This is a genomic window from Cupriavidus agavae (assembly GCF_004217045.1).
In the GTDB taxonomy this organism is placed as follows: Bacteria; Pseudomonadota; Gammaproteobacteria; order Burkholderiales; family Burkholderiaceae; genus Cupriavidus; species Cupriavidus agavae.
This window is the reverse complement of the sequence record NZ_SGXM01000001.1, coordinates 693777-717667: the sequence shown is the minus strand read 5'-3', so window position 1 is coordinate 717667 and position 23891 is coordinate 693777. Positions and strand designations below refer to the sequence as shown.

Annotated in this window: 20 protein-coding genes and 4 tRNA genes; 11 read left to right on the top strand and 13 right to left on the bottom strand. The window is 65.3% G+C overall.

Annotation, left to right across the window (positions count from 1 at the left end; translation table 11 throughout):
* Positions 1-24: 24 nt before the first annotated feature.
* The gene (locus tag EV147_RS03320; protein WP_130389688.1) at positions 25-2076 is read right to left on the bottom strand and encodes a VC_2705 family sodium/solute symporter; all 2052 of its coding nucleotides are present in this window, start codon (positions 2074-2076) and stop codon (positions 25-27) included.
* Positions 2077-2192: 116 nt separating this feature from the next.
* On the bottom strand, positions 2193-4175 hold the full coding sequence (gene acs, locus EV147_RS03315) for an acetate--CoA ligase (protein ID WP_130389687.1): 1983 nt from the start codon (positions 4173-4175) through the stop codon (positions 2193-2195).
* 388 nt (positions 4176-4563) lie between these two features.
* Between acs and EV147_RS03310 the strand changes: the two genes are divergently transcribed.
* The 3 genes from EV147_RS03310 to murI all read left to right on the top strand — a co-directional run bounded on the left by EV147_RS03310 (position 4564) and on the right by murI (position 7692).
* Positions 4564-5136 carry a TIGR00645 family protein gene (locus EV147_RS03310; protein WP_130389686.1) on the top strand — a complete coding sequence of 191 codons (573 nt, stop codon included), beginning with the start codon at positions 4564-4566 and terminating at the stop codon, positions 5134-5136.
* A 143-nt stretch (positions 5137-5279) separates the two neighbouring features.
* The gene (locus tag EV147_RS03305; RefSeq protein WP_130389685.1) at positions 5280-6803 is read left to right on the top strand and encodes a fumarate hydratase; all 1524 of its coding nucleotides are present in this window, start codon (positions 5280-5282) and stop codon (positions 6801-6803) included.
* Between the two features lie 73 nt (positions 6804-6876).
* Positions 6877-7692, top strand: a complete 816-nt coding sequence (murI, locus tag EV147_RS03300) for a glutamate racemase (RefSeq protein ID WP_130389684.1) — start codon at positions 6877-6879, stop codon at positions 7690-7692.
* Positions 7693-7695: 3 nt separating this feature from the next.
* Here the strand turns inward: murI and EV147_RS03295 are convergent, their stop codons facing one another.
* Positions 7696-10011: an ATP-binding protein gene (locus tag EV147_RS03295; protein ID WP_130389683.1), complete on the bottom strand. Its 2316-nt coding sequence runs from the start codon at positions 10009-10011 to the stop codon at positions 7696-7698.
* A gap of 462 nt (positions 10012-10473) precedes the next feature.
* Here EV147_RS03295 and EV147_RS03290 point away from each other — a divergent pair, with 462 nt between their 5' ends.
* From EV147_RS03290 to EV147_RS03275, 4 genes are all read left to right on the top strand, one after another.
* Entirely contained in the window at positions 10474-11130 is a 657-nt protein-coding gene (locus EV147_RS03290) for an energy transducer TonB (protein WP_130389682.1), read from the top strand.
* 51 nt (positions 11131-11181) lie between these two features.
* A complete protein-coding gene (locus EV147_RS03285) occupies positions 11182-11910 on the top strand; it encodes a MotA/TolQ/ExbB proton channel family protein (RefSeq protein WP_130389681.1) in 729 nt (242 codons plus the stop codon).
* 32 nt (positions 11911-11942) lie between these two features.
* Positions 11943-12356 (top strand): ExbD/TolR family protein, encoded by a 414-nt coding sequence (locus EV147_RS03280; RefSeq protein WP_130389680.1) that lies wholly within the window; start codon positions 11943-11945, stop codon positions 12354-12356.
* 233 nt (positions 12357-12589) lie between these two features.
* Positions 12590-12913, top strand: a complete 324-nt coding sequence (locus tag EV147_RS03275; protein ID WP_130389679.1) for a hemin uptake protein HemP — start codon at positions 12590-12592, stop codon at positions 12911-12913.
* Between the two features lie 202 nt (positions 12914-13115).
* On the opposite strand, the gene EV147_RS03270 is transcribed toward EV147_RS03275, so the two are convergent.
* The 3 genes from EV147_RS03270 to EV147_RS03260 all read right to left on the bottom strand — a co-directional run bounded on the left by EV147_RS03270 (position 13116) and on the right by EV147_RS03260 (position 14673).
* Positions 13116-13523 carry a heme-binding protein gene (locus EV147_RS03270; RefSeq protein ID WP_130389678.1) on the bottom strand — a complete coding sequence of 136 codons (408 nt, stop codon included), beginning with the start codon at positions 13521-13523 and terminating at the stop codon, positions 13116-13118.
* A 179-nt stretch (positions 13524-13702) separates the two neighbouring features.
* Complete coding sequence (locus EV147_RS03265) at positions 13703-13972, bottom strand: hypothetical protein (protein ID WP_130389677.1); 270 nt, start codon at positions 13970-13972, stop codon at positions 13703-13705.
* Between the two features lie 323 nt (positions 13973-14295).
* Positions 14296-14673, bottom strand: coding sequence for a hypothetical protein (locus EV147_RS03260; protein WP_130389676.1), 378 nt, complete (start codon positions 14671-14673; stop codon positions 14296-14298).
* 182 nt (positions 14674-14855) lie between these two features.
* On the opposite strand from EV147_RS03260, the gene EV147_RS03255 reads away from it, so the two are divergent.
* Positions 14856-14942 (top strand) — tRNA-Leu (locus EV147_RS03255).
* A 34-nt stretch (positions 14943-14976) separates the two neighbouring features.
* Here the strand turns inward: EV147_RS03255 and EV147_RS03250 are convergent.
* Positions 14977-16068 carry a YeiH family protein gene (locus EV147_RS03250; RefSeq protein ID WP_130389675.1) on the bottom strand — a complete coding sequence of 364 codons (1092 nt, stop codon included), beginning with the start codon at positions 16066-16068 and terminating at the stop codon, positions 14977-14979.
* A 104-nt stretch (positions 16069-16172) separates the two neighbouring features.
* Between EV147_RS03250 and EV147_RS03245 the strand changes: the two genes are divergently transcribed.
* Complete coding sequence (locus tag EV147_RS03245; RefSeq protein WP_130389674.1) at positions 16173-17090, top strand: LysR family transcriptional regulator; 918 nt, start codon at positions 16173-16175, stop codon at positions 17088-17090.
* Positions 17091-17096: 6 nt separating this feature from the next.
* Here EV147_RS03245 and ybaL read toward each other — a convergent pair whose 3' ends face one another.
* The 6 genes from ybaL to uvrC all read right to left on the bottom strand — a co-directional run bounded on the left by ybaL (position 17097) and on the right by uvrC (position 21933).
* Positions 17097-18332 carry a YbaL family putative K(+) efflux transporter gene (ybaL, locus tag EV147_RS03240; protein ID WP_130389673.1) on the bottom strand — a complete coding sequence of 412 codons (1236 nt, stop codon included), beginning with the start codon at positions 18330-18332 and terminating at the stop codon, positions 17097-17099.
* A gap of 206 nt (positions 18333-18538) precedes the next feature.
* Positions 18539-18612 (bottom strand) — tRNA-Cys (locus tag EV147_RS03235).
* Between the two features lie 103 nt (positions 18613-18715).
* Positions 18716-18791: transfer RNA gene (locus EV147_RS03230), tRNA-Gly, on the bottom strand.
* A 77-nt stretch (positions 18792-18868) separates the two neighbouring features.
* Positions 18869-18944 (bottom strand) — tRNA-Gly (locus tag EV147_RS03225).
* A gap of 180 nt (positions 18945-19124) precedes the next feature.
* Positions 19125-19724 (bottom strand): CDP-diacylglycerol--glycerol-3-phosphate 3-phosphatidyltransferase, encoded by a 600-nt coding sequence (pgsA, locus tag EV147_RS03220; protein ID WP_130389672.1) that lies wholly within the window; start codon positions 19722-19724, stop codon positions 19125-19127.
* Between the two features lie 124 nt (positions 19725-19848).
* Positions 19849-21933 (bottom strand): excinuclease ABC subunit UvrC, encoded by a 2085-nt coding sequence (gene uvrC / locus EV147_RS03215; RefSeq protein ID WP_130389671.1) that lies wholly within the window; start codon positions 21931-21933, stop codon positions 19849-19851.
* Positions 21934-22047: 114 nt separating this feature from the next.
* Here uvrC and earP point away from each other — a divergent pair, with 114 nt between their 5' ends.
* Both earP and efp read left to right on the top strand, forming a co-directional pair.
* Positions 22048-23199 (top strand): elongation factor P maturation arginine rhamnosyltransferase EarP, encoded by a 1152-nt coding sequence (gene earP / locus EV147_RS03210; protein WP_130389670.1) that lies wholly within the window; start codon positions 22048-22050, stop codon positions 23197-23199.
* A gap of 128 nt (positions 23200-23327) precedes the next feature.
* On the top strand, positions 23328-23888 hold the full coding sequence (gene efp, locus EV147_RS03205) for an elongation factor P (protein ID WP_130389669.1): 561 nt from the start codon (positions 23328-23330) through the stop codon (positions 23886-23888).
* Positions 23889-23891: the final 3 nt, after the last annotated feature.

Sequence of the window (23891 nt, the reverse complement as noted above, 5' to 3'; positions counted from 1 at the left end):
CGCCAGCGGGCATTTCCATTTCGCTCACCCCTTCCGCAAATAATTCACCAACCGGTCGATCACCGGGGCGTTTCTCGGTGTGATCAGGCTGACCAGTATCGCCGCCGCGAAGCCGGCCGGGACGCCGAACGCGCCCGAGGCGATCGGGTCTACGCCGAACCAGCGGTTACCGAAGATCCCCGTCATGCGGGTGAAGAACGGGTAATTGACAAATATGTAATAGACGGCGACCGAGAGGCCGGTGGCCATGCCTGCCACCGCGCCGGCGGCCGTGGTCCGGCGCCAGAAGATCGCCAGCACCAGCACCGGGAAGAAGCTTGAAGCGGCCAGCGAGAACGCCGCCCCCACCAGGAACAGGATATTGCCGGGGCGCAGCGACGTGACATACGACGCGAACAGCGCCACGGCGAGCAACACGATCTTGGCCGTGGTCACGCGCCGCTGGTGGCTCGCCTTCCGGTCGATCATGTGATAGTAGACGTCGTGCGAAAGCGCATTGGCAATCGTCAGCAGCAACCCGTCGGCGGTGGAAAGCGCCGCGGCCAGGGCCCCGGCCGCCACGAGTCCGGAAATCACGTACGGCAGGCCAGCGATTTCCGGGGCGGCCAGCACGATCATGTCGGGCTGGATCAGGATCTCGGCCCACTGCACGATGCCGTCGCCGTTGATATCCCGGATACCGAAAACCGGCGGGTCAACCTTGCGCCATTGCACCACCCACTGCGGCAGGTCGGTGTATGACGTGCCCACCAGATGCTGGAAGAATTCCGCCTTGACGAGCGCCGCCAGCGTGGGCGCCGAGACATAGAGCAAGGCGATGCAGAACACCGCCCAGGCCACCGAATTGCGGGTCTCCTTGACCGAAGGCGTCGTGTAGAGCCGGGTCAGGATATGGGGCAGGCTGGCCGTCCCCACCATCAGGCAGAACACCAGCAGCACGAAATTGAGCCGGCGCGTCTTGCGCTCTTCCTCGCTGGCAGCGGGATAGGGTTCGGTCGATGGCGTGGCGGGCTGGCTGCGCGCCAGCGCCTCCTCGCGCATCTGGTTCCACTGCTGCTGGGCGTCCACCGCGTCCACGGGAAACGCCTGCCGCTCCCGCTCCACGGTCTTGATCTCGCGCAGCGGCGCATTGCGCGCCCGCAGTTCCAGCAGCCGCGCATCGAGCGCGTTGCGCTCCTCGTCGAACGATTGCGGCAGTCGGGCGATGCGGTCCTGCAGGTCGATGGCCTGCTGACGGAACATGGCGCGCACCTGCTGCTCGGCCGGGTCCTTCTCCAGCCGGCGCTCGGCCGTTTCGATCTGGCTCAGCAGCCCCCCATAGCCCACCTGCGGCACCACCTGCTGATGATGTTTCCAGGCGATCAGCGAGACAGCTAGTAAAAACGCCACGATCAGCATGATGTACTGCGCCACCTGGGTCCACGTCACGGCGCGCATGCCGCCCAGGAACGAGCAGACCAGAATGCCCGCCAGCCCGAAAAACACCCCGACCGCGAATTCCACGCCGATAAAACGCGTGACGATCAGCCCTACCCCCTGGATCTGGGCCACCAGATAGACGAACGAACACAGCGAAGCGGCCAGCACGGCAATCGCCCGCACCGGGATGTTGCCGCCCGGCTTGCCATTGCCATAACGCGCGGCCAGGAAGTCGGGAATCGTATATCCGCCATATTTGCGCAGATATGGCGCAAGCAGGAATGCCACCAGGCAATAGCCGCCGGTCCAGCCCATCACATAGGCCAGCCCTTCGTAGCCCGAGGCGAAGATGATGCCCGCCAGGCCGATGAACGACGCGGCGCTCATCCAGTCCGCGGCAATGGCCATGCCGTTGAACATCGCCGGCACCCGCCGCCCCGCCACGTAGTACTCGTTGAGGTCCGACGTACGGCAGATCAGTCCGATGCACGCATAGATGGCGATGGTGACGAACAGGAACACATAGCCGAGCCAGAGCGCGTCGGCGTTGGAACGCTCGAGCAGCCCCATCATGCCGACGAACGCGAACAGGCCCAGTGTGAACAGGCCGTAGTACAGCATCAGCCGGCGGCGGAAACGCGACTGGGCGTCAGGCATCGGCGCAACGGGAGACAGGAGACGGTGGCAAGAAAATGCCCGTCCCGAGCGGCGTCGGGACGGGCACGGCTCGGATCGGCGGCACGGCGGCGGCCAGATCCGCGTTCAGGACGCGCTTATTGCCCTTGCTTCAACTGGTCGAGGATAGCCGGATTTTCAAGCGTCGAGGTGTCCTGCGTGATTTCTTCGTTCTTGGCCAGCGACCGCAGCAGGCGGCGCATGATCTTGCCCGAACGGGTCTTGGGCAGGTTGTCGCCGAAGCGGATGTCCTTCGGCTTGGCAATCGGGCCAATCTCCTTGCCCACCCAGTTGCGCAGGTCGGCGGCGATCTTGCTCGCCTCGTCGCCGGTCGGCCGCGAGCGCTTGAGCACCACGAACGCGCAGATGGCTTCGCCGGTCGTGTCGTCCGGGCGGCCCACCACGGCGGCCTCGGCCACCAGCGGGTTCGACACCAGCGCCGATTCGATCTCCATCGTGCCCATGCGGTGGCCCGACACGTTCAGCACGTCGTCGATACGGCCCATGATCGTGAAATAGCCCGTGTCCTTGTCGCGGATCGAGCCGTCGCCGGCCAGGTACAGCGTGCCGCCCAGTTCCTCGGGGAAGTAGCTCTTCTTGAAACGCTCCGGATCACCCCAGATGGTGCGGATCATCGACGGCCACGGACGCTTGATGACCAGGATGCCACCGCTACCGTTCGGAACGTCCTGGCCGGTCTCGTCGACGATGGCCGCCATGATGCCCGGCAGCGGCAGCGTGCACGAGCCCGGCACCAGCGGCGTGGCGCCCGGCAGCGGCGTGATCACGTGGCCGCCGGTCTCGGTCTGCCAGAACGTGTCGACCACCGGGCAGCGCTCGCCGCCGATGTTCTTGTAGTACCACATCCACGCTTCCGGATTGATCGGCTCGCCCACCGTGCCCAGCAGGCGCAGGCTCGACAGGTCGTACTGCTTCGGGTGCACCTTCTCGTCGGCCTCGGCAGCCTTGATCAGCGAACGGATCGCCGTGGGTGCGGTGTAGAAGATGCTGACCTTGTGGCGCTGGATCATTTCCCAGAACCGGCCGGCGTTCGGGAACGTCGGAATTCCTTCAAAAACCACCTGGGTCGCGCCAGCCGCCAGCGGGCCATACGCAATATAAGTATGGCCGGTGACCCAGCCGATATCGGCCGTACACCAGAACAGGTCATCAGGCTTGATGTCGAAGGTCCAGCGCATCGTCATCAGCGCCCACAGCAGGTAGCCGCCCGTGCTGTGCTGCACGCCCTTGGGCTTGCCGGTCGATCCCGAGGTGTAGAGCACGAACAGCGGATGCTCGGCGCCCACCGGTTCCGGTGCGCAGTGGTCCGGCTGGCCGGCGGAGACTTCCTCCATCCAGCGGTCGCGGCCCTCGGTCCAGGCCACGTTGTTGCCGGTGCGGCGATACACCACCACGTGCCTGACCGCCTCGCAGCCGCCCAGCGCCAGCGCCTCGTCGGCAATGGCCTTGAGCGGCAGCGCCTTGCCGCCGCGCATCTGCTCGTCGGCCGTGATCAGCGCCACGGCGCCCACGTCCACCAGCCGCTCCTGCAGCGATTTGGCCGAGAAGCCGCCGAACACCACCGAGTGGGTCGCGCCGATCCGCGCGCAGGCCTGCATCGCCACCACGCCTTCGACCGACATCGGCATGTAGATGACCACGCGGTCGCCCTTCTTGATGCCAAGGGCCTTCAGGCCGTTGGCAAAGCGGCTGACGCGGGCCAGCAGTTCGTCGTAGCTGACGTGCGAGACGGTGCCGTCGTCGGCTTCGAAGACGATGGCGGTCTTGCCGCCGTTGCCCTTCTCGATATTGCGTTCGAGGCAGTTGTACGACGCGTTGAGCTGGCCGTCTTCGAACCACTTGTAGAACGGCGCGTTGCTCTCGTCGAGTACCTTGGTAAACGGCTTGTCCCAGTGCAGCAGCTCACGGGCGTGGCGCGCCCAAAAGCCTTCATAGTCGCGCTCGGCCTCGGCGCACAGGGCGTTGTACGCCTCCATGCCAGGGATCGCCGCATCCTTCACGAAGGCTTCGGGGGGATTGAAAACGCGATGCTCCTGCATCACCGACTCGATGGCGGACATGGTTTGTCTCCTGTTGGCTTTTGACTGCTTTGGCGCAAGGTACGCCCGGCGGCTTACTCAAACCTGACGGTCCACAGGCACCGCCAACCGCGCGGACGGTGGTGCATTGCAACAGCAGGAACAGGGCCGGACGCGGGAGACTGGGGGCACAAGTGCAGTCGGCTCTACTAAGTTAGCACAGCTATCTCTTGATAGTGCGCAATACCCGAACGGGGCGCACAGCTTTTTGGCGATACGGCGATAGGCAGTGGTACCGCGCTGTGGCAGTAGCACGCGCCCCGGCTTTCACACTCCGTTACCAGTCCGGCGCGCTGGATGTCATGTGCCGCACGGTACAATCTGCACCCGTTTCAATTGTCTGCTGACATTCACATTGTTTCGCACGCCCATGGCCGACACTCCCTACCGCCCGCTCCGTCCGATTCCCCGTGTCATCTTCGCCTCGCGCTGGCTGCAGTTGCCGCTCTACCTTGGCCTGATCGTCGCGCAGGGCGTCTACGTCTACCACTTCCTGGTCGAGGTCTGGCACCTGCTGTCGCACGTGACCACCTACGACGAGACCAAGATCATGCTGGTCGTCCTGGGCCTGATTGACGTGGTGATGATCTCGAACCTGCTGATCATGGTGATCGTGGGCGGCTACGAGACCTTCGTGTCGCGGCTGGGCATCGACAACCATCCCGACGAACCCGAGTGGCTCGATCACGTCAACGCCGGCGTGCTCAAGGTCAAGTTGTCGATGGCGCTGATCGGCATTTCGTCGATCCACCTGCTGAAGACCTTCATCGATGCCGAGCAGCGCAGTTCGCACACGATCATGTGGCAGGTCATCATCCACGTGGCCTTCCTGGCCTCCGCGCTGGCCATGGCATGGGTGGACCGCATGGTGAGCCACCACCCGCATCCGGCACCGGGTGCCGGCCATGGCTCCGCCAATGGTGCGACGCAGCAGACACACTGAGGGCTCGCCCAACCAAAGGTGATCTTTTCGCCTCATCGCAATACCCGACCAAAGCTGTGGACGGCTGTATGCAATGCGTACGGCCGTCGTCGCCATGCGGTATCATCCCGGGCTGTGTTTCACCGCTGCCCCTCCCCACAAAAATGACAGTCATCAAGCAAGAAGACCTCATCCAGAGCGTCGCCGACTCGCTGCAGTACATCAGCTATTACCACCCGATGGACTACATCACCAGCCTGGGCCGTGCCTACGAGCTGGAGCAGAGTCCGGCCGCCAAGGATGCGATCGCGCAGATCCTGACCAATAGCCGCATGTGCGCCGAAGGCAAGCGTCCGCTGTGCCAGGACACCGGCATCGTCACGATCTTCGTCAAGGTGGGCATGGACGTGCGCTGGGATGGCGCCACGATGGGCCTGACCGACATGATCAACGAGGGCGTGCGCCGTGGTTACACGCACCCGGACAACGTGCTGCGCGCCTCGATCGTCAGCCCGCCCGAAGGCGCCCGCAAGAACACCAAGGACAACACCCCGGCCGTGATCCACTACGAGATCGTGCCGGGCAACACCGTCGACATCCAGGTGGCGGCCAAGGGCGGCGGCTCCGAGAACAAGTCGAAGTTCGTGATGCTGAACCCGTCCGACTCGATCGTGGACTGGGTGCTGAAGACCGTGCCGACGATGGGCGCCGGCTGGTGCCCGCCCGGCATGCTCGGCATCGGCATCGGCGGCACCGCCGAGAAGGCAATGGTCATGGCCAAGGAATCGTTGATGGAACACATCGACATCCAGGACATCATCGCGCGCGGCCCGAAAGACTGGATCGAGGAAATGCGCGTCGAGCTGTACGAGAAGGTCAACGCGCTGGGTATCGGCGCGCAGGGCCTGGGCGGCCTGGCCACGGTGCTCGACATCAAGATCATGGCCTCGCCGACGCACGCCGCGTCGAAGCCGGTTGCCATGATCCCGAACTGCGCGGCCACGCGCCACGTGCACTTCGTGCTCGACGGCAGCGGCCCGGCCGTGCTGGAAGCGCCGGACCTGAACGCCTGGCCGAAGGTGGAATGGGCACCGGACACCGAGAAGTCGCAGCGCGTGGACCTGAACACGCTGACCCCGGAACAGGTTGCCGCCTGGAAGCCGGGCCAGACGCTGCTGCTGAACGGCAAGATGCTGACCGGCCGCGACGCCGCCCACAAGCGCATCGCCGACATGCTGGCCAAGGGCGAAAAGCTGCCGATCGACTTCACGAACCGCGTGATCTACTACGTGGGCCCGGTCGATCCGGTGCGCGACGAAGTGGTTGGCCCGGCCGGCCCCACCACCGCCACCCGCATGGACAAGTTCACCGAGACGATGCTGTCGCAGACCGGCCTGATCGCGATGATCGGCAAGGCCGAGCGCGGCCCGGTGGCGATCGAATCGATCCAGAAGCACAAGTCGGCCTATCTGATGGCCGTGGGCGGCGCCGCCTACCTGGTGTCGAAAGCCATCCACGACGCCAAGGTGCTGGCCTTCGAAGACCTGGGCATGGAAGCGATCTACGAGTTCGACGTCAAGGACATGCCTGTGACGGTGGCCGTGGACAGCTCTGGCACCTCGGTCCACAAGACCGGCCCGGCGGAATGGCAAGCCAAGATCGGCAAGATTCCGGTCGCCGCGGCTTAAGCTGCTTGGGCAGTGCGCCCCTCTTCCGCATCGCGGGAGAGGGGCGAAAACCCTCCTCTCTTCCTCCCACCTCGTGAACCCCTCCCCCATCGGCATCTTCGACTCCGGCCTGGGCGGACTGTCGGTCCTGCGCGAAGTCCGCGCGATGTTGCCGCACGAGCCACTGATCTACTTCGCCGATTCACGTTACGCGCCGTACGGCGACAAACCGGAAGCGTTTGTCGAAGCGCGTACGCTCCAGGTGTGCGAGTGGCTGGCCGCGCAGGGGTGCAAGGCGCTCGTCATTGCCTGCAACACGGCCACGATGCACGCGGTGCAGACGCTGCGCGAACGGCTGGCCGTGCCGATCATCGGCGTGGAACCGGGCCTGAAACCCGCCGCCGCACGCAGCCGCAGCAAGGTGGTGGGGGTGCTGGCCACGGCCAACACGCTCAAGAGCGCCAAGTTCAACCGGCTGCTCGGCGCGCTCGACGGCGAAAGCCGCTATCTCTGCGCCGCCGGCCATGGCCTGGTGGGATTGATCGAACAGGGCGACGTGTCGGGTCCGGCAATCCGCGAGAAGCTCGCCGCCTACCTGCAGCCGATGCTCGCCGACGGTGCCGATACCCTGGTGCTCGGCTGCACCCACTACCCGTTCCTGTCGGAGACGATCCGCGACATGGTCGGCAACCGGCTCGACCTGATCGATACCGGCCTCGCCATCGCGCGCCAGCTGTCGCGCAAGCTGGCCGAGTTTGACCTCGCGGCCAGCCCCGACGCCCACCCCGAAGTGCGCTACCTGTCGACCAAGGACGCCGCGCATCTGCACGACATGGCCGCCGCGCTGCTCCAGGTCGACGCCCGCGCCGAAACGGTCGCCATCGAACCGGCCCCGCCGCTCCCGGCCTGATCGCTACTGCGTGAATCCAACGGTCCGGTGATGCCGGACCTCGGGCTTGACCGCATGCTCCTGCCGCAGTTGCGCCAGGAACTCGTCGGGCGTCAGCGCCTCGCCGAGCACGACTGACTGCCGCTTCACCGTAGCAAAATCGCCAGGCGTAAGGCAGTCCATGCCGTCGAGTTCGCGGCGGATGGCATCGGTCAGCCGCGCGGCATCGCCGTCGAGCGCCTCGTCGACGAACATCGTGGCGCGCTGGTCCGGCTTGAGCGCCAGGAAGCGGATCTTGAACGAGAACCGCCGCAGCGCGGCCTCGTCGATGCGGTCGAACAGATTGGTCGTGCAGATGAAGATGCCGTTGAAGCGCTCCATGCCCTGCAGCATCTCGTTGACCTCGGACACCTCGTAGTTGCGCACCGCCTGCTGGCGGCTCTGCATGAAGCTGTCGGCCTCGTCGAGCAACAGCACCGCCCCATCCTCCTCGGCCCGCGCGAACATCGCGGCGATCTGCTGCTCGGTCTCGCCCACGTACTTGCTCATCAGGTCGGACGCGCGCCGGATCATCAGCGGCAGGTCCAGCGCGGCTGCAATGTGCTCGGCCAGCGCGGTCTTGCCGGTGCCCGGTGGTCCATAGAAGCACAGCGTGCCACGCTGCCGGGCGCCCAGCGCCTGCACGATCTTCTCCACCGCATACCGCGTCTCCAGATGGAGATTGTCGAGCCGGTAGCGCGTGACCACGGGCCGCGCCTCGGCCTCGGGGCGCAGCCCCATGGCGCGGTCGGCATGTTCGAGCTGGCGCAGGATCAGCGCCTCCACGGGCTCGTCCACATCGGGCCGCGCCAGTTCGACGAACCGCGCGGCCGACTGCACCTGCGCCGGCGTCAGCGTCTTGCGGGCGGCAAGCGTGGCGACGAACGTGTCTCCAACGTCAAGGCTGCCCAGATGCTTGCGGATGATGTTCTCGCGCACCAGCGGCGGCGGGATCTTGAGTTCGAGGTGGAACTGGAAGCGCCGCAGGTAGGCCGGGTCGATCTGCCGGATCGAATTCGAGATCCAGATCACCGGCACCGGGTTCTGCTCCAGCGTCTGGTTGACCCACGCCTTGCCATTGACCGAGGCCCGCGTATCTTCCTGCCCGAACAGGCTCATCAGTTCGCGCGCGCTGCCCGGGAACACGTCCTCGACCTCGTCGAAGAGCAGCGCCGTACGCGGCCGGCCGCGCAAAAACGCCTGCGACACCTGCAGCGAACGATAGCGGTCCCGGCCGGACAGGCTGTTGCCATCGCGGTCCAGGCAGTCCACCTCATAGAGTTCGCAGCCGGCCTCGCGCGCCAGCAGCCGCGCAAATTCGGTCTTGCCAGTGCCAGGCGGGCCGTAGATCAGCACGTTGACGCCCGGCGCATTCTGCCGCGTGGCATTGCCGAGCAGCGCGGTCAGGTAACGTGCGTCAGTCTCCACATGGGGATAGTCGCCCACGCCCAGCGTCGGCGGCGCGGCCGGGCGCGTGAACACGGCCATCATCTCGGCCTCGCTCGCATAGTTGCCGAGCAGCACGTGCAGCAGGCGGTCGGACAGGCGCATCAGGTCGCCCAGGTCCGTGACGCTGTTCTCGGGCAGGGGCTGCTCGATCAGGTTCAGCGTTTCGAGCCGCGAACCGGGCCGCAGGGACGCCGCGATATCGCCCGGGCTCGCCCCGGTCAGCCCGCCCAGGATCTGGAACGCCTCCTGGCTGTGCGCCACCTTGCAATCCACCATCACGGCGCGCAGGTCGCGCTTGTACTTGGCCAGCGCGGCGTAGAGCAGCAGCTTGCGCTCGTGGTCTGGCAGGTTCAGCACGTGGCTGAGCATGTCGATGTTGCGCACCAGCAGCACACGCTCGCCATCGAGCCGCGCCGCAATGGCAGCCGACGAGGCCGCAAACACCGCGAACATGTCCTTGGCCTGGTGCTTCACGTACTCGTCGAGATAGTAAAACAGCGCACTTTCGTCGAATGCGCTGTTCCACTGGCCATGTCGTTCCAGGAACGCTTCGGGCGTCAGGCGCGCGGCGCCCTTCCAGGCCGGCATGTCGGCGCATCGGGCGGACAGGAACCGCTGCACGCGCAGCACCACGCCGTACGGCCAGACCATCTCCTGCGCGCTGACGGTCAGCACGTCATTGATATTGCTGCGCAGGTTGAAACGCGGGCCGAGCGCGCAGACCACGCGCAGCGCGAACTGCGCGCACATCCAGTCGAGCGCCGAGGTGCCGGGCGCGCCAGTCGATGCACGCAGCAGCGTGCTGCGGTCGTCCATCGTGCGGTCGTCTTCAGCAAAACGGGTGAAGTCCATGGCTGGGTCCCTTCGCGCAGGGCAGGCCTCCGGACCGCGGGGAGCGCCTGAGCCTGTGCCGTGTCTGCCGCAAGCGGGGTTTTCTGTTTATCGTAGCGCGGTTTTTCCCGGCCGGGTATCGGACATGGCGCCTACACCGCGCCCCATCACGCCCTGCAAATGTCATGGCCACGAGGCACTTGCCGTACGAAAAGTGCAGATTAAATCTCACTGAAGAAATTTAATGATTCGTCATGCATTGCACGATGTGAAACAAATAAGAATCATTATCGTTTATACTCCCGGGCTGATACGCTACCCAAGAGTGGCGCTCCCCAGTGGACCTGTTTCGCAGGATGTACTTTTTGGAGCGTTATCATCATGGAATTGCTAGTGAGCCTGCTGGTCGGATGTGGCATCTCGTTGATCCTCTTCTACCGCAAGTAATTGCGCCCCATGCGGGGTGGACCTGCCGTTTTCCTCATGTTCGATCAACGATTCCTCAAGATTACCGTAGCAGTCCTGCTGTTCCACGTGGGCCTGCTGTACCTGATCCAGAGTGGACTCGCCCGCAAGCTGACCGAAGCCGTCATCGCGCCCGAGATCATCGCCCGCATCATCCCGATGGAGCCGCCCAAGGCGCCCGAGCCGCCCGCCCCCACCCCGCCCAAGCCGCAGCCGACGCCGCCCAAGCAGGTGAAGGTGGTGACGCCGCGTCCGACGCCGCCCAAGCCGCAACCGACCCCCGAGCCGGTCGCCACGCTGCCGCCCAGCCCGACCGCGATCGAGGCGCCGCCCGCACCGCCGGCCCCGCCCGCGCCTGAGCCGCCCGCCCCGCCCGCGCCATCGAACGCCGCCCCGCGTGCGGTTGGCATCGGCGAAATGGCCTGCTCGCCGCCGGCACCCGTGTATCCTCGGCAGTCGCAACGCATGGGCGAGACCGGCACCACCGTGGTACGGCTGAATTTCGACGATACCGGCAAGGTCATCCGCGCCGTGGTATCGAAGACCAGCGGTTCCGAGCGGCTCGACGAGGCTGCCGTGACCGCGGCGAAGAACATCCGCTGCAAGCCCTATACAGAAAATGGCCGTGCGGTGGCCGCCACCGCGCAGCAGCCGATCAAGTTCGAGCTGAACTGATCCCCCGGATTTTTCCGATACACCTAAACACTGACTTTTTCAGGAACCACCATGCAGGACCTCGGACTCTCACACGTATGGGCGCAAGGCGATTTCGTCATGCGCGCGACCGCCATCATTCTGCTGGTGATGTCGCTGTTGTCGTGGATCGTGATTCTCACCAAGGCGTGGGATCTGGTCCGCCTCAAGAAGATGGCGCACGGCGCCGAGAAGCGTTTCTGGCATTCGGACGATTTCGACCACGCGCTCGACACGCTCGGTGCCAGCGATGCCAACCCGTTCCGCACCCTGGCCGTGACCGGCAAGGAAGCCGCCCAGCACCATCGCGCCAGCGCCCCGCAACTGCATGACGCGCTCGACATGTCGGACTGGCTGACCCGCTCGCTGAAGAGCTCGATCGACGAGGCCGTGGCGCGCATGCAGTCTGGCCTGGCCGTGCTGGCCTCGGTGGGCTCCACCGCTCCGTTCGTCGGCCTGTTCGGCACGGTCTGGGGCATCTACCACGCGCTGATCGGCATTGGCGCCTCGGGCGTGCCGACGATCGACAAGGTGGCGGGCCCGGTGGGTGAAGCACTGATCATGACCGCCTTCGGCCTGGCCGTGGCCATCCCCGCCGTGCTGGGCTACAACGCCCTCAGCCGTGGCAACAAGGGCGTCATCAGCAAGCTGAACCGCTTCGCACACGACCTGCACGCCTACTTCGTGACCGGCGCCCGCCTGCGTCCGACCACGTCCCGCGCCAGCGACGACGCGTCGATGCGCCTGGCCGTCAAGAACTGAGCGCGGATCGGCGCGCCTGAAGGAAAAGCATCATGGCATTCGGCACTCTCGACGGAGACGACGACGAGGTGATGAGCGAGATCAACATGACGCCGCTGGTCGACGTCATGCTGGTGCTGCTGATCATCTTCATCATCACGATTCCCGTCATCAACCACGCGGTCAAGATCGACCTGCCCCGTGCGACCAACCAGCCCAACGACACCAAGCCGGTGAACATCAACGTCTCCGTCGATGCGCAAGGCAAGGTGTTCTGGAACCAGGAAGAAGTGGACCAGGCCCAGCTGGAGCAGCGCATCGCGGAAGCCTCGCAGCTGCAGCCGCAGCCGGAGCTTCACCTGCGGGCCGACCGCGACGTGAAGTATGAGTTCGTGGCCCAGGTCATGGCCGCCGCCCAGCACGGCGGGCTCGGCAAGATCGGCTTCATCACCGAACCGAAACGCTGAACACACCAGCGCTGGCTGGCGAAAGGGCACCCCGACGGGGTGCCCTTTTTGCATGGCGGACGCGACCGCAATCGCGTCATTCACGATGCAGATGTAACGGGATGCAAAGTCGACGTGAAGACGCTTGTAATGATAACGGTTCTCATTTAAGATCATCTCCATCGTGATTCGCAACGTTGCGGATCACCACCTGACACCAGCGAATCCGCTGAACGCTTCGAACGGAGAAGACCATGAGCACCCTGAGCCTGCCGATGTCGCAACCGCGTGAAGTCACGCGCCGCCGCCTTTCCCTGCGCCGCGTCGAAGTGGCACCGCAGGCGCGGCGCGAAGCATCCGCGGCTCCCTCGGCGCTCGAATCGGTCAAGTCGGCCGTGGCCGCCCTGCCCGCCCGCCTCGAGGCCCTGATGCGCCAGGCGCCGGCCAACCAGGCCGATACGCCGGCAGTGCCGCTCGACGCCATCATGCAGGGCGCCACGACGCTGCCGATCCTGCACAACGGCGATGTCTACACGCTGCGCGTGACGCGCTACGGCAAGCTGATCCTGACCAAGTAACTGGCCGGGCCTGTACAGACTTTTGTGGGGACCACCCCTTCGCGGGGTGTTAGGCAGTAGCCAGACGATCGGATACAGCGGGACGGCAAGTTTTCCAAACCCCTTGCCCACCGGCCGATGCCAGCCATGCCACCTTTTTATTGCGCCCCGCAGGCATTGCGCCTGCGGGGCTTTTCGTTTGGGACGCAGCCCGGAACGAAAATCAGATGCCCAGCGAGGCGATGCCAGCGCGTGCGATCTGCGCGTCTTCCGTCGACTTGACGCCCGACACGCCCACCGCGCCCACCACCTGGTTGTTCACGACGATGGGCACGCCGCCCTCGAGCATGCCGTGCAGTACCGGCGCCGTCATGAACGAATAACGGCCGTTGTTGATCATGTCCTCGTAAATCTTCGACTCACGACGACCCAGCGACGCGGTACGCGCCTTTTCCGTGGCGATGTAGGCCGAGATCGGTGCCACGCCGTCCAGGCGCTGCATGCCGAGCGGATGACCACCGTCGTCGACGACAACAATCGTGACGGCCCAGTTGTTGGCCTTGGCTTCCGCCTCGGCAGCGACCAGCACCTTCTTCACGTCATCTGCCGTCAGTACGGTTTTTTGCTGCATACCTCTCTCCATCGGTTCAGGGTGAGGTCGCAGTATATCGCGCGATTCGGTCGTGAAAACCGGAAAGGGACGCATACGGCGGGTGAAAGTCCTTCACCTTCGGCGCCGCTTGACGACCCTCCGGTCCAATGAAAAAGACCCGCAAGCTGCGGGTCTCTCCGGTCCGGGATGCGGACGACTCAAGCACCGTCAGAGAAGCTGTCACGACGGTCATTGACGCGGGCGCCATCGAGGTAGACATCGCGCTTGTCCACCGCACGGGCGCCGTCGAGGAACACGTCGCGCTTGTCGATCGCGCGGGCGCCATCGGAGTAGGTATCGCGCGTGTCTACTACACGCTGGCCGCCGCTGTAGATGTCATACGGGCGGGACGCTGCGAACGCCGAGGTCGAGATTGCGGTCAGGGCGCCGATTGCAGCCAGGGCTGCGACGCGATGCTTGATAGCCATTTGAGTCCCCTTCTTCCAATTTCAGACAATTCGCCACGCCATCAGCCGATGAAGCCTGGGGCATGCTGTGGGAGCGGCGCCTTGTGATCCATATTAGGGGGAAACCCTCGGCCGACGTTGAGCCGAGTTGACGCGTCTTATCAAGATTTTTGACGGCTCGGAAACTTGGGGAACCGATACGGCGGACGACCTTCCATCCCTTGTAGGACGGTGTGAAGCCACCATTTCCGTCAGGCGCCGTCACCAGCAAAAAAGCCCCGGAACGGGGCTTTTTGCATGAAATCCTTTCAACGAGCGAAAGGGTACTGGGCCACCTTCACCAATCAGCGATGGCGGTCCCAATGGCCGCGCGCATGTCCGTGGCCATGGCCATGGCCATGGCCACGGCCACCATGCCAGCCCGGACCGTAATACGGGCGCGGACCGTAGTAGCGCGGGCCACCGCCGTAATAACGCGGCGGGCCGTAATACACGGGCGCCGGACGCACCACGACCGGCGGCGGGCCGTAATAGACAGGCGCGGGAGCCACCACCACCGGCGGCGGGGGCGCGTAATAGGCGGGCGGCGGGCCATAGTAGCCGGGACCACCCACCACCACGCCAGGGACGCCGATCGCGACGTCAACGTTCACACGCGCCATTGCAGCGCCAGACGCCAGCGCGGCGGCCACACCGAATGCTGCGAACAACCAACGTTTCATGATCGTGCCTCTAGTCAGGGAATCTGATATCGCTATTTTACGAGGCGGCTGCATTTCAGGTGAAACGGAGGTATCGACATTGTTACCGCCAGTAACAGCAGGATCACATGGGGCAGTGTCGCCACGATGACGGTTCGGCTTGCTTCCCGCTGGCGAAGCCACCACAATACCGGGCTTGCCGTGCGGCCGTGGAGAAATTGGTAGACTCAGCAGACTTAAAATCTGCCGCTCTTACGGGCTTACGGGTTCGACCCCCGTCGGCCGCACCAGCCTCCCCTCACACACTCCCCTCGGACACTCCCCTCAGACCAGCCAGGCGCAAAGCACGGCGCCCGCTGCCATCAGGAAGACGAACAGCAGCCCCGCCAGGGCCAGCGGCTTGCGGCCGGCGCGCAGCAAATCGCCGAGCCGGGTATAGAGGCCGATCGCCAGCATGGCGCAAGCCAGCAGCCAGTTGTCGAGGGCGATCAGCGCCGGCTTCCAGGCCGAGGGCACCAACGCCGCCGAGTTCAGCGCCATCACCGCCACAAAGCCCACCGCGAACCACGGCACCGAGCGCAGCAGCCCCTTCAGGTTGCGGCTGCCGCCAGCCTCCCGGGACCAGCTCGTATTCGGCCACAGTGCCATCACCAGCAGCAGCGGCCCCAACGCCAGCACGCGGACCATCTTCGCTACCACGGCTGCATCGGCCGTGGCATCGCTGACCATCTTGCCAGACGCGATCACCTGCGCCACCTCGTGCAGCGTGGCTCCCGTAAAGATGCCGAAGGCTCGGTCACTGACCGCCACATGCCAGTGCTGGGTCAGAAGCTCGTGGATCCACGGATACAGCAGCATGCCGGCCGTCCCGAACAGCACCACCGTGGCCACCGCCACTGCCGTCTGGCGGTCGTCGGTGCGCACCACCGATGCCACGGCGATCGCCGCCGCCGCGCCGCAGACAGCACTGCCCGCGCTGACCAGAATGGCCTCGCGCCGGCTCAACCCAAAGAACCGCGAGCCGGCCCACGTGCCGAACAGCAGCGTCGCCACCAGCATCGCCAGCGGCACGATTACCCCGCCGGCGCCCAGCGCCGCCATCGCGCCGAACGTCAGGCGCAGGCCGTAGAGCGCCACGCCGAGGCGCAGCAGGTGATGGCGGGCGAACTGCATGCCCGGCGCCAGCGGCGCCAGCCAGTGCCTTGGCATCGTGTTGGCGGCGACCATGCCCGCACACATCGCCAGCGTCAGCGCCGAAAGACCCGTGTGGGAGATCGCCGGATGGTCAGCCAGCACCTGTGCCAGCCACGCAATGAACCCGAGCGGCGCCACGGTCAGCAGCCGCTTGCGCCATAAGGCAAGGGCAGACGGCGCAAGGTGCGGGGACACTACATGGGGAGCGGGAGTCGTGGACATGGCAGCGACAGCTTGTTCTTGACGATTGCCCGAAGCGTACGCATCCCGCCCTAACCCGTAAAACGGGTAATATCGTTATGTATTAACTGTTTTACCGATAGATCATGGAACAGCGCCCGCTTCGCCTCACACTGCGCCAGCTGCAGGTTTTCGTCGCTGTGGTCCGGCATGGCAGCACGATGGCGGCTGCCGAGGCGCTGGCCATGTCGCAGTCGGCGGTCAGTGCGTCGCTGGCCGAACTCGAACGTGCGCTGGACGGCGCCCTGTTCGACCGCGTGGCCCGACGCCTGGCCATCAACGAATCCGGCCGGCAGTTCTTCCCGCGCGCCCTTTCGCTGCTGGACCAGGCCTATGAACTGGAGCGCTTCGCTTCCGCCGCTGGGGTACAGCTTCGCATCGCCGCCAGCAATACGATTGGCAGCTACATCCTGCCCGCACTGCTGGCTGGCTTCCGGAACGCCCAGCCTGGCCCCTGCACGCTCGATCTGCGGATCGGCAATACCCAGGACGTGCTGAACGCGCTGATGCAGTTCGAAGCCGATATCGGGCTGATCGAGGGCACGAGCCACGAGCGCGACCTGCGCAGCGTGCACTGGTGCGACGACGAAATGGTGGTGATCGTGGGGCCGGACCACCCATTGGCGGCAACAGCGGACCAGCCGGCCGCGCTCCATGCCATGCTGCGCGACGCGGACTGGATTGTGCGCGAGCCGGGCTCGGGCACGCGGGAGATCATCGAGGAGCGGCTGGTACCGGTGCTGGGCACCCTGCGCTTTGCGCTCGAACTGGGCAATGCCGAGGCCATCAAACGCGCGGTGATGAGCGGATTTGGCGTCAGTTGCCTGTCATTGCACGTGGTGCGCGATGAAATCGAACGGGGTCAACTGGTCGCGCTGCGGCAGGGCCTGCCGCGCGTGATCCGGCCGCTGCAACTGGTCGTCCACCAGGACAAGTTTCCGACGCAGGGCCTGCTGGCCTTCAGCGAGTACCTGCGCGGCGCCGCGCCCGTGCTTGGCACCTGAGCCGCCCTAGGCAAGCTGCGGCCGGGCCTTGCGGGCGGCATCCTGCCGTGCCGTGTGGCGGTCGAGCAGGTGGAACAGCACCGGATTGAGCAGGATCGATAGCAAGGCGCCAGCCAGGATCAGCGCCTGCCCACGCTCGGGCAGCACCTTGAGGTAGACACCCAGGCTGGCGAGGATGAACGAGAATTCGCCGATCTGCGCCAGACTCACGGCGATGGTCAGTCCCACGCGGTTGTCGTGGCCGAAGACCCGCACGATCGCCAGCGCCGCCAGCGACTTGCCCACCACGATGATCAGCAGCGTCGCCAGCACCCCCCACGGGTCGTTCACGAGCACCATCGGGTCGAACAGCATGCCCACCGAGACAAAGAACAGCACCGCGAACGCATCGCGCAACGGCAGCGATTCCTCGGCGGCGCGATGGCTGAATTCCGATTCGGCGAGCACCATGCCGGCGAAGAACGCGCCCAGTGCGAATGACACGCCGAACAGCGAGTACGCGCCGAACGCCACGCCCAGCGCGGTGGCCAGCACGCCGAGCCGGAACAGCTCCCGGCTGCCGGTCCAGATGATGCGTTCGAGCATCCACGGGATGAAGCGGCGGCCGATCACGAGCATCACGGCCACGAATGCGGCCACCTTGCCCAGCGTGACCAGGATTTCGAGCAGCACGTCCATCGTGGCCGGCGCTGCGCCCGCGGCATCGCCATCCCCGCCGATCAGCCCCGACATGGCCGGCAGCAGCACCAGTGCCAGCACCATCGCCAGGTCCTCGACGATCAGCCAGCCCACCGCAATCCGGCCCTGCTGCGATTCGATCAGATCCCGCTCCTGCAGCGCGCGCAGCAGCACCACCGTGCTGGCCACGGACAAAGCCAACCCGTAGACCAGCCCCTGCCCCCACGACCAGTCGAAGCCCCACGCCACCAGCATGCCGAGCGCGGTGGCGATACCGATCTGGACAATGGCCCCCGGGATGGCGATGCGCTTCACCGCCATCAGGTCCTTGATCGAGAAATGCAGCCCCACGCCAAACATCAGCAGGATCACGCCCAGCTCGGCGAGTTCGGGCGCCAGCGCCTGATCGGCCGTGTAGCCCGGCGTATGCGGCCCCACGGCAATTCCCGCGCAGAGATAGCCAATCAGCGGCGGCAGCTTGAAGCGATTGGCAATGGCACCGAGGATGAACGCCAGCACGATGCCGCCGACGATGGTACTGATGAGCGGGGTGGCGTGCTGCATGCGTCGGAGTTTCCTTCGAGGGACGGTTTCGGAATGGGGGAGCCGGACGAATGTAACATGCAGCGCAGGCCACGCAGGATGAGAACAATCGCAAAAACCGGAGGAAATTCGGACGAATGCCGCGGGAAATGTCCGCGATCCACGGTATGCAGCCGTGGCGCGGAAAACAAAAACGGCGCCCTGATCGGGCGCCGTCTTGCTGAAACTGGAGGCGGAGGTCGGAATCGAACCGGCGTACACGGCTTTGCAGGCCGCTGCATAACCACTCTGCCACCCCGCCAGGTGACGATCCTGAATTGTATCCGCTTTCGCCGCAGATCCTGTTTGCGACACGGAGGCAATCCCGGGAAAGAAAAAGGGAAGCACTGCTTCCCTTTGGGATTTGGAGCGGGAGACGAGTCTCGAACTCGCGACCTCAACCTTGGCAAGGTTGCGCTCTACCAACTGAGCTACTCCCGCGTACAACTTTTACTGCCTGGCAGTTGGTGCTGCCGATCTGCCGACCCGGCGGAGCCGAATCACCAGATGCCATAACCTGGAGCGGGAGACGAGTCTCGAACTCGCGACCTCAACCTTGGCAAGGTTGCGCTCTACCAACTGAGCTACTCCCGCAGGGTCCTGCATACTACCGAAAAGCAGACTATCGCGCAACTTCTTTTAACTACGCAGCTTTATGCCGGCAATTCGCGCTAACACCTGCTAATCTTGCTGCTTTCGTTTTCGTCGTCAGCAGCGAGAACGAGATTATTGCAAAAGACGAACCGGCTCGTCAACAACTTTTTGCACCGATTTTCATTTTTGCGTGCGCGCCCCGCTGAGGGCGTCACTACGCTCGCGGATCTGCGGCCACGCCAGCTTCATGTAGTAGATCATCGACCACAGCGTGAGCACCGCCGCAAGGTAGATCATCCAGCCGCCCAGCACCGATGCATCGAAGCCGAACAGCGAGTCATTGAACAGCAGCAGCGGGATGGCCACCATCTGCACCGTGGTTTTCAGCTTGCCCAGGAAGTTGACCGCCACGCTCTTGGACGCGCCGATCTGCGCCATCCACTCGCGCAGCGCCGAAATCGTGATCTCGCGGCCAATGATCACCAGCGCGATCAGGTCGGCTACCCGCCCCAGCGCCAGCAGGGAGAGCAGCGCGGCGGTGACCATGAGCTTGTCCGCCACCGGGTCGAGGAAGGCGCCAAACGCCGAGGTCTGGTTCCAGCGCCGGGCCAGGAAGCCATCGAGCCAGTCCGTGACTGCCGCGATGATGAAGAACGATGCAGCGGTCACGTTCTTGGTATGCATCGGCAACCAGGCTTCCGGCAGGTAGTAGACCCCGACAACCAGCGGGATCATGGCCACGCGTAGCCAGGTCAGCAGAATGGGAATGTTCAGTGGCATGAGCGGTGGGTCTTGGGCCGGCGGTTGCGCCGGCCTGAGATGTCGGATGCGCGATTGTCGCCGATTTCGGTCCAAACCCGTTAATTTCGGCCCTGCGCACCCTCCGGGCCTGCCGGTCCGGCGCTCAATGCAGTTGGCGGTAGATTTCCTCGGCCAGCGTACGCGAGATGCCCTCCACGCTGGCCAGTTCGTCGATGCTGGCTGCCATCACGCCGCGCAGGCCGCCAAAGCGGGTCAGAAGCTTCTGGCGCCGGCGCGCGCCGATACCCTCGATCTCCTCCAGGCGCGACGTGGTGCGGGCCTTGGCCCGCCTGGCGCGCATGCCGGTGATGGCAAAGCGGTGCGCCTCGTCGCGGATCTGCGCCACCAGCATCAGTGCGGCACTGCCCTGCCCCAGTTCGAGCGACGGACGCCCGTCGGCGAAGATCAGCGTCTCGAGCCCGACCTTGCGCCCCTCGCCCTTGGCCACGCCAACCAGCAGGCCGATATCGAGGCCAAGTTCCTCGAATACCTGCCGCGCCACCTCGACCTGCCCCTTGCCGCCGTCGATCAGCACCACGCGCGGCATTCGCGGCACGCCGCCGGCGCCCTCGGCGCCCGGGTCGCCGCCCTCTTCCTGGATCTGCTCGACCAGCTTCTGGTAGCGGCGCGTCAGCACCTGACGCATGGCCGCGTAGTCGTCGCCCGGCGTGATGTCGGTGATGTTGAAGCGCCGGTATTCGCCGTTCTGCATCTCGTGGTGGTGAAACACCACGCACGACGCCTGCGTGGCCTCACCCGCCGTGTGGCTGATGTCGAAGCACTCGATGCGCAGCATCGCCAGGTCTTCCATGTCCAGGCCGATGGTCTCGGCCAGCGCCCGGGTGCGCGCCTCCTGGCTGCCCTGCTCGGCCAGCCGCCGCGCCAGCGCGAGGCCGGCACCCTGCGTGGCCATTTCGAGCCAGATGCGGCGCTGCCCCTGCGGCTGGCGCACCAGCGCCACCTTGCGGCCGGCCTGCATCGACAGTGCCTCGACCACGGCCTTGTCGGCGGGCAGGTGGCTGACCACGACGATCGGCGGCGCGGTCTGGTCCAGGTAATGCTGGATCATGAACGCCGACAGCACGCGGGCCGCGATGCGGTCCACGGTCAGCACGCCGGCGTCAGGCAGCGCGGCCTCGCCCTCGGGCATCACGGCGTCATCGCCACCTTCGCCACCTTCGCCGCTGTCGTCGCTTTCCTCGACGATCATCGCGGCCTCGTCGGCATGAGCCGGGAAATAAGCCTTGTCGCCCAGATGGCGCCCGCCGCGCACCATCGCCAGGTTCACGCACGCGCGGCCGCCCTGCACGGCCACGGCGAGGATGTCGATGTCGCGCGCCTGCCCCACCTCCTCCACGGCCTGGCGCTTGAGCACGGTGGACAGCGCCGAAATCTGGTCGCGCACCGCCGCCGCCTGCTCGAACTGGAGTTGCATCGCGTGCGATTCCATCTTGCCCTGCAGCCCCTCCAGCACCTCGCTCTCGCGCCCCTGCAGGAAGCGCGCGGCGTTGCCCACGTCGCGCGCGTAGTCGTCGGCGCTGATCGCCTGCACGCACGGGGCCGTACAGCGGTGGATCTGGTGCAGCAGGCACGGCCGGGTGCGGTTGTTGAACACGGTGTCCTCGCAGGTGCGCAACTGGAACACCTTCTGCAGGATCTGCATGCTCTCGCGCACCGCGTGGGCGCTCGGGAACGGGCCGAAATACTGGTGCTTGCGGTCGGTGGCGCCCCGGTAGTACGCCATGCGCGGATACGCGTGGCTGGTCAGCTTCAGGAACGGATACGACTTGTCGTCCCGGAACAGGATGTTGTAGCGCGGCGCCAGGGCCTTGATGAGATTGTTCTCAAGCAGCAGCGCCTCGGCCTCGGTCCGCACCACGGTGGTCTCGATGCGCGCGATCTTGCCCACCATCATCGCGATGCGCGGCGACAACTGGGTCTTGGTGAAATAGCTCGACACCCGCTTCTTCAGGTCACGCGCCTTGCCCACATAGAGCACATTGCCGTCGGCGTCGAAATAGCGGTAGACGCCCGGCAGGCCCGGCATGCGGGCCAGGATCGGACGCGGATCGAAGTCGGGCACATCCGGGGGCTCGGGCGCCTCGGGCGGCGCGGGCACGTCGGCGGTCGGCGGAATGGCTTCGATCTGCGCGGGATCAATCGGGGAGACGGGTTCCTGCTCGGGCATCGGGGGAGTTCGGGGGACGGATATGGCGCGCTCCATGCTGGCGCTGGCCTAGAATCGCAAGTTTAGAGCAATTCTCCCGCAAGCCTTTTCGCAAGCGGGCCGCCCTCCGCCGCCATGCCTATCCGTTCCTGGGACATTTTCTGCACCGTCATCGACAACTTCGGCGATATCGGCGTCTGCTGGCGCCTGGCGCGCCAGTTGGCGCAGGAACACGGCCACGCCGTGCGGCTCTGGGTCGACGATCTGCAGAGCTTTGCGCGGCTGGCTCCGGAACTCGATACCGGGGCCGCGCACCAGCGCCTGTCCGGCGTGGAAATCCGCACGTGGCAGCCGGCGCCGGGCGCCCCCTTCACGGCACCGGCACCGCACGACGCCGTCATCGAAGCCTTCGCCTGCCATCTGCCCGAGCCGTTCCTGCAGGCGATGGCCGCCGCGCCGCGCAAACCCGTATGGCTGAATCTTGAATACCTGAGCGCCGAGGACTGGGTGGCCGAACACCACGCCATGGCCTCGCCGCACCCGCGCCTGCCGCTGACCAAGTATTTCTTCTTCCCCGGCTTTGCACGGGGCACTGGCGGCCTGCTGCGCGAATCGATGATCGGCGCCTCGCGCCAGGCGTTCCTGGAGAGCCCGGCCGCCCACGCCACGCTCTGGCACCGGCTCGGCGCCCGTCCCCGGCCCCAGGCAGTGAAGGCCAGCCTGTTCGCCTACGCCAACCCGGCACTGCCGGCGCTGCTCGAACAATGGCGAAACAGCGATGTTCCCGTGGATTGTTTCGTGCCGCAGGGGCTGGCCGCGACGCAGGTCGGGCAGTGGCTCGGCAGCACGCTGGAGCCGGGAACGTCGCACGCGCGCGGCAACCTCGTGCTGCACGGCATCCCGTTCGTGCGGCAGGAGCACTACGACGAGCTGCTCTGGGCCTGCGACGTCAATTTCGTGCGGGGCGAAGACTCCTTCGTGCGGGCGCATTGGGCCGTGCGGCCGATGATCTGGCAGATCTATCCGCAGGATGACGACGCCCATCACGTCAAGCTCGACGCCTGGCTGACACGTTTTTCGCGCTCCGGTGTGACGCCCGAGGCATTCGCGGCGTTACGCGATTTCTGGCACGCATGGAACGGCTATGGCGGCACCCCGCACTGGGCGGCGCTTCAGGCACAGCTGCCAGCCCTGGGCGCCGGCGCGGACCGCTGGCAGCGGCAGTTGCAGCACCTGGGCGACCTCGCGGCGAATCTGGTGGACTTTGGCGAAAATCGGGTAAAATAGCGGGTTGATTTTGATGGCGGGCCCAGGTTTCAAGCCCAAGAACAAACTGCCGGCTGCGCGCCTTCGCCATACCCGCTTTCCGGGCCGATATCGGACCCGGACCCAATTTTTTCAGGAAGACAGTTCAGATGAAAATCGCACAGGAACTCCGCGTCGGCAACGTGTTCATGATCGGTTCCGACCCGATGGTGGTTCAGAAGGCCGAGTACAACAAGTCGGGCCGTAACGCCGCCGTCGTCAAGATGAAGTACAAGAACCTGCTGACGGAAGCCCCGGGCGAGTCCGTCTTCAAGGCCGACGACAAGTTCGAAGTGGTCATGCTCGACCGCCGCGAATGCACCTACTCGTACTTCGCCGACCCGATGTACGTGTTCATGGACGCCGACTTCAACCAGTTCGAAGTCGAGAAGGACAGCATGGGCGACGCGCTGAACTACCTCGAAGACGGCATGGCCGTGGAAGTGGTGTTCTACAACGAGAAGGCCATCTCGGTGGATATGCCGACCACGCTGGTCCGCGAAATCATCTACACCGAGCCGGCCGTCAAGGGCGACACGTCGTCGGGCAAGGTGCTCAAGGGCGCCAAGATCAACACCGGCTTCGAACTGCAGGTGCCGCTGTTCTGCAACATCGGCGACAAGATCGAAATCGACACGCGTACCGGCGAATACCGCAGCCGCGCCAACTAAGCT

Bases quoted from the DNA above. Each gene is read 5' to 3' on its own strand.
- EV147_RS03320 (WP_130389688.1), bottom strand. From the start codon at position 2,076: ATGCCTGACGCCCAGTCGCGTTTCCGCCGCCGGCTGATGCTGTACTAC.
- acs (WP_130389687.1), bottom strand. From the start codon at position 4,175: ATGTCCGCCATCGAGTCGGTGATGCAGGAGCATCGCGTTTTCAATCCC.
- EV147_RS03310 (WP_130389686.1), top strand. From the start codon at position 4,564: ATGGCCGACACTCCCTACCGCCCGCTCCGTCCGATTCCCCGTGTCATC.
- EV147_RS03305 (WP_130389685.1), top strand. From the start codon at position 5,280: ATGACAGTCATCAAGCAAGAAGACCTCATCCAGAGCGTCGCCGACTCG.
- EV147_RS03295 (WP_130389683.1), bottom strand. From the start codon at position 10,011: ATGGACTTCACCCGTTTTGCTGAAGACGACCGCACGATGGACGACCGC.
- EV147_RS03290 (WP_130389682.1), top strand. From the start codon at position 10,474: ATGTTCGATCAACGATTCCTCAAGATTACCGTAGCAGTCCTGCTGTTC.
- EV147_RS03285 (WP_130389681.1), top strand. From the start codon at position 11,182: ATGCAGGACCTCGGACTCTCACACGTATGGGCGCAAGGCGATTTCGTC.
- EV147_RS03280 (WP_130389680.1), top strand. From the start codon at position 11,943: ATGGCATTCGGCACTCTCGACGGAGACGACGACGAGGTGATGAGCGAG.
- EV147_RS03275 (WP_130389679.1), top strand. From the start codon at position 12,590: ATGAGCACCCTGAGCCTGCCGATGTCGCAACCGCGTGAAGTCACGCGC.
- EV147_RS03270 (WP_130389678.1), bottom strand. From the start codon at position 13,523: ATGCAGCAAAAAACCGTACTGACGGCAGATGACGTGAAGAAGGTGCTG.
- EV147_RS03265 (WP_130389677.1), bottom strand. From the start codon at position 13,972: ATGGCTATCAAGCATCGCGTCGCAGCCCTGGCTGCAATCGGCGCCCTG.
- EV147_RS03260 (WP_130389676.1), bottom strand. From the start codon at position 14,673: ATGAAACGTTGGTTGTTCGCAGCATTCGGTGTGGCCGCCGCGCTGGCG.
- EV147_RS03250 (WP_130389675.1), bottom strand. From the start codon at position 16,068: ATGTCCACGACTCCCGCTCCCCATGTAGTGTCCCCGCACCTTGCGCCG.
- EV147_RS03245 (WP_130389674.1), top strand. From the start codon at position 16,173: ATGGAACAGCGCCCGCTTCGCCTCACACTGCGCCAGCTGCAGGTTTTC.
- ybaL (WP_130389673.1), bottom strand. From the start codon at position 18,332: ATGCAGCACGCCACCCCGCTCATCAGTACCATCGTCGGCGGCATCGTG.
- pgsA (WP_130389672.1), bottom strand. From the start codon at position 19,724: ATGCCACTGAACATTCCCATTCTGCTGACCTGGCTACGCGTGGCCATG.
- uvrC (WP_130389671.1), bottom strand. From the start codon at position 21,933: ATGCCCGAGCAGGAACCCGTCTCCCCGATTGATCCCGCGCAGATCGAA.
- earP (WP_130389670.1), top strand. From the start codon at position 22,048: ATGCCTATCCGTTCCTGGGACATTTTCTGCACCGTCATCGACAACTTC.
- efp (WP_130389669.1), top strand. From the start codon at position 23,328: ATGAAAATCGCACAGGAACTCCGCGTCGGCAACGTGTTCATGATCGGT.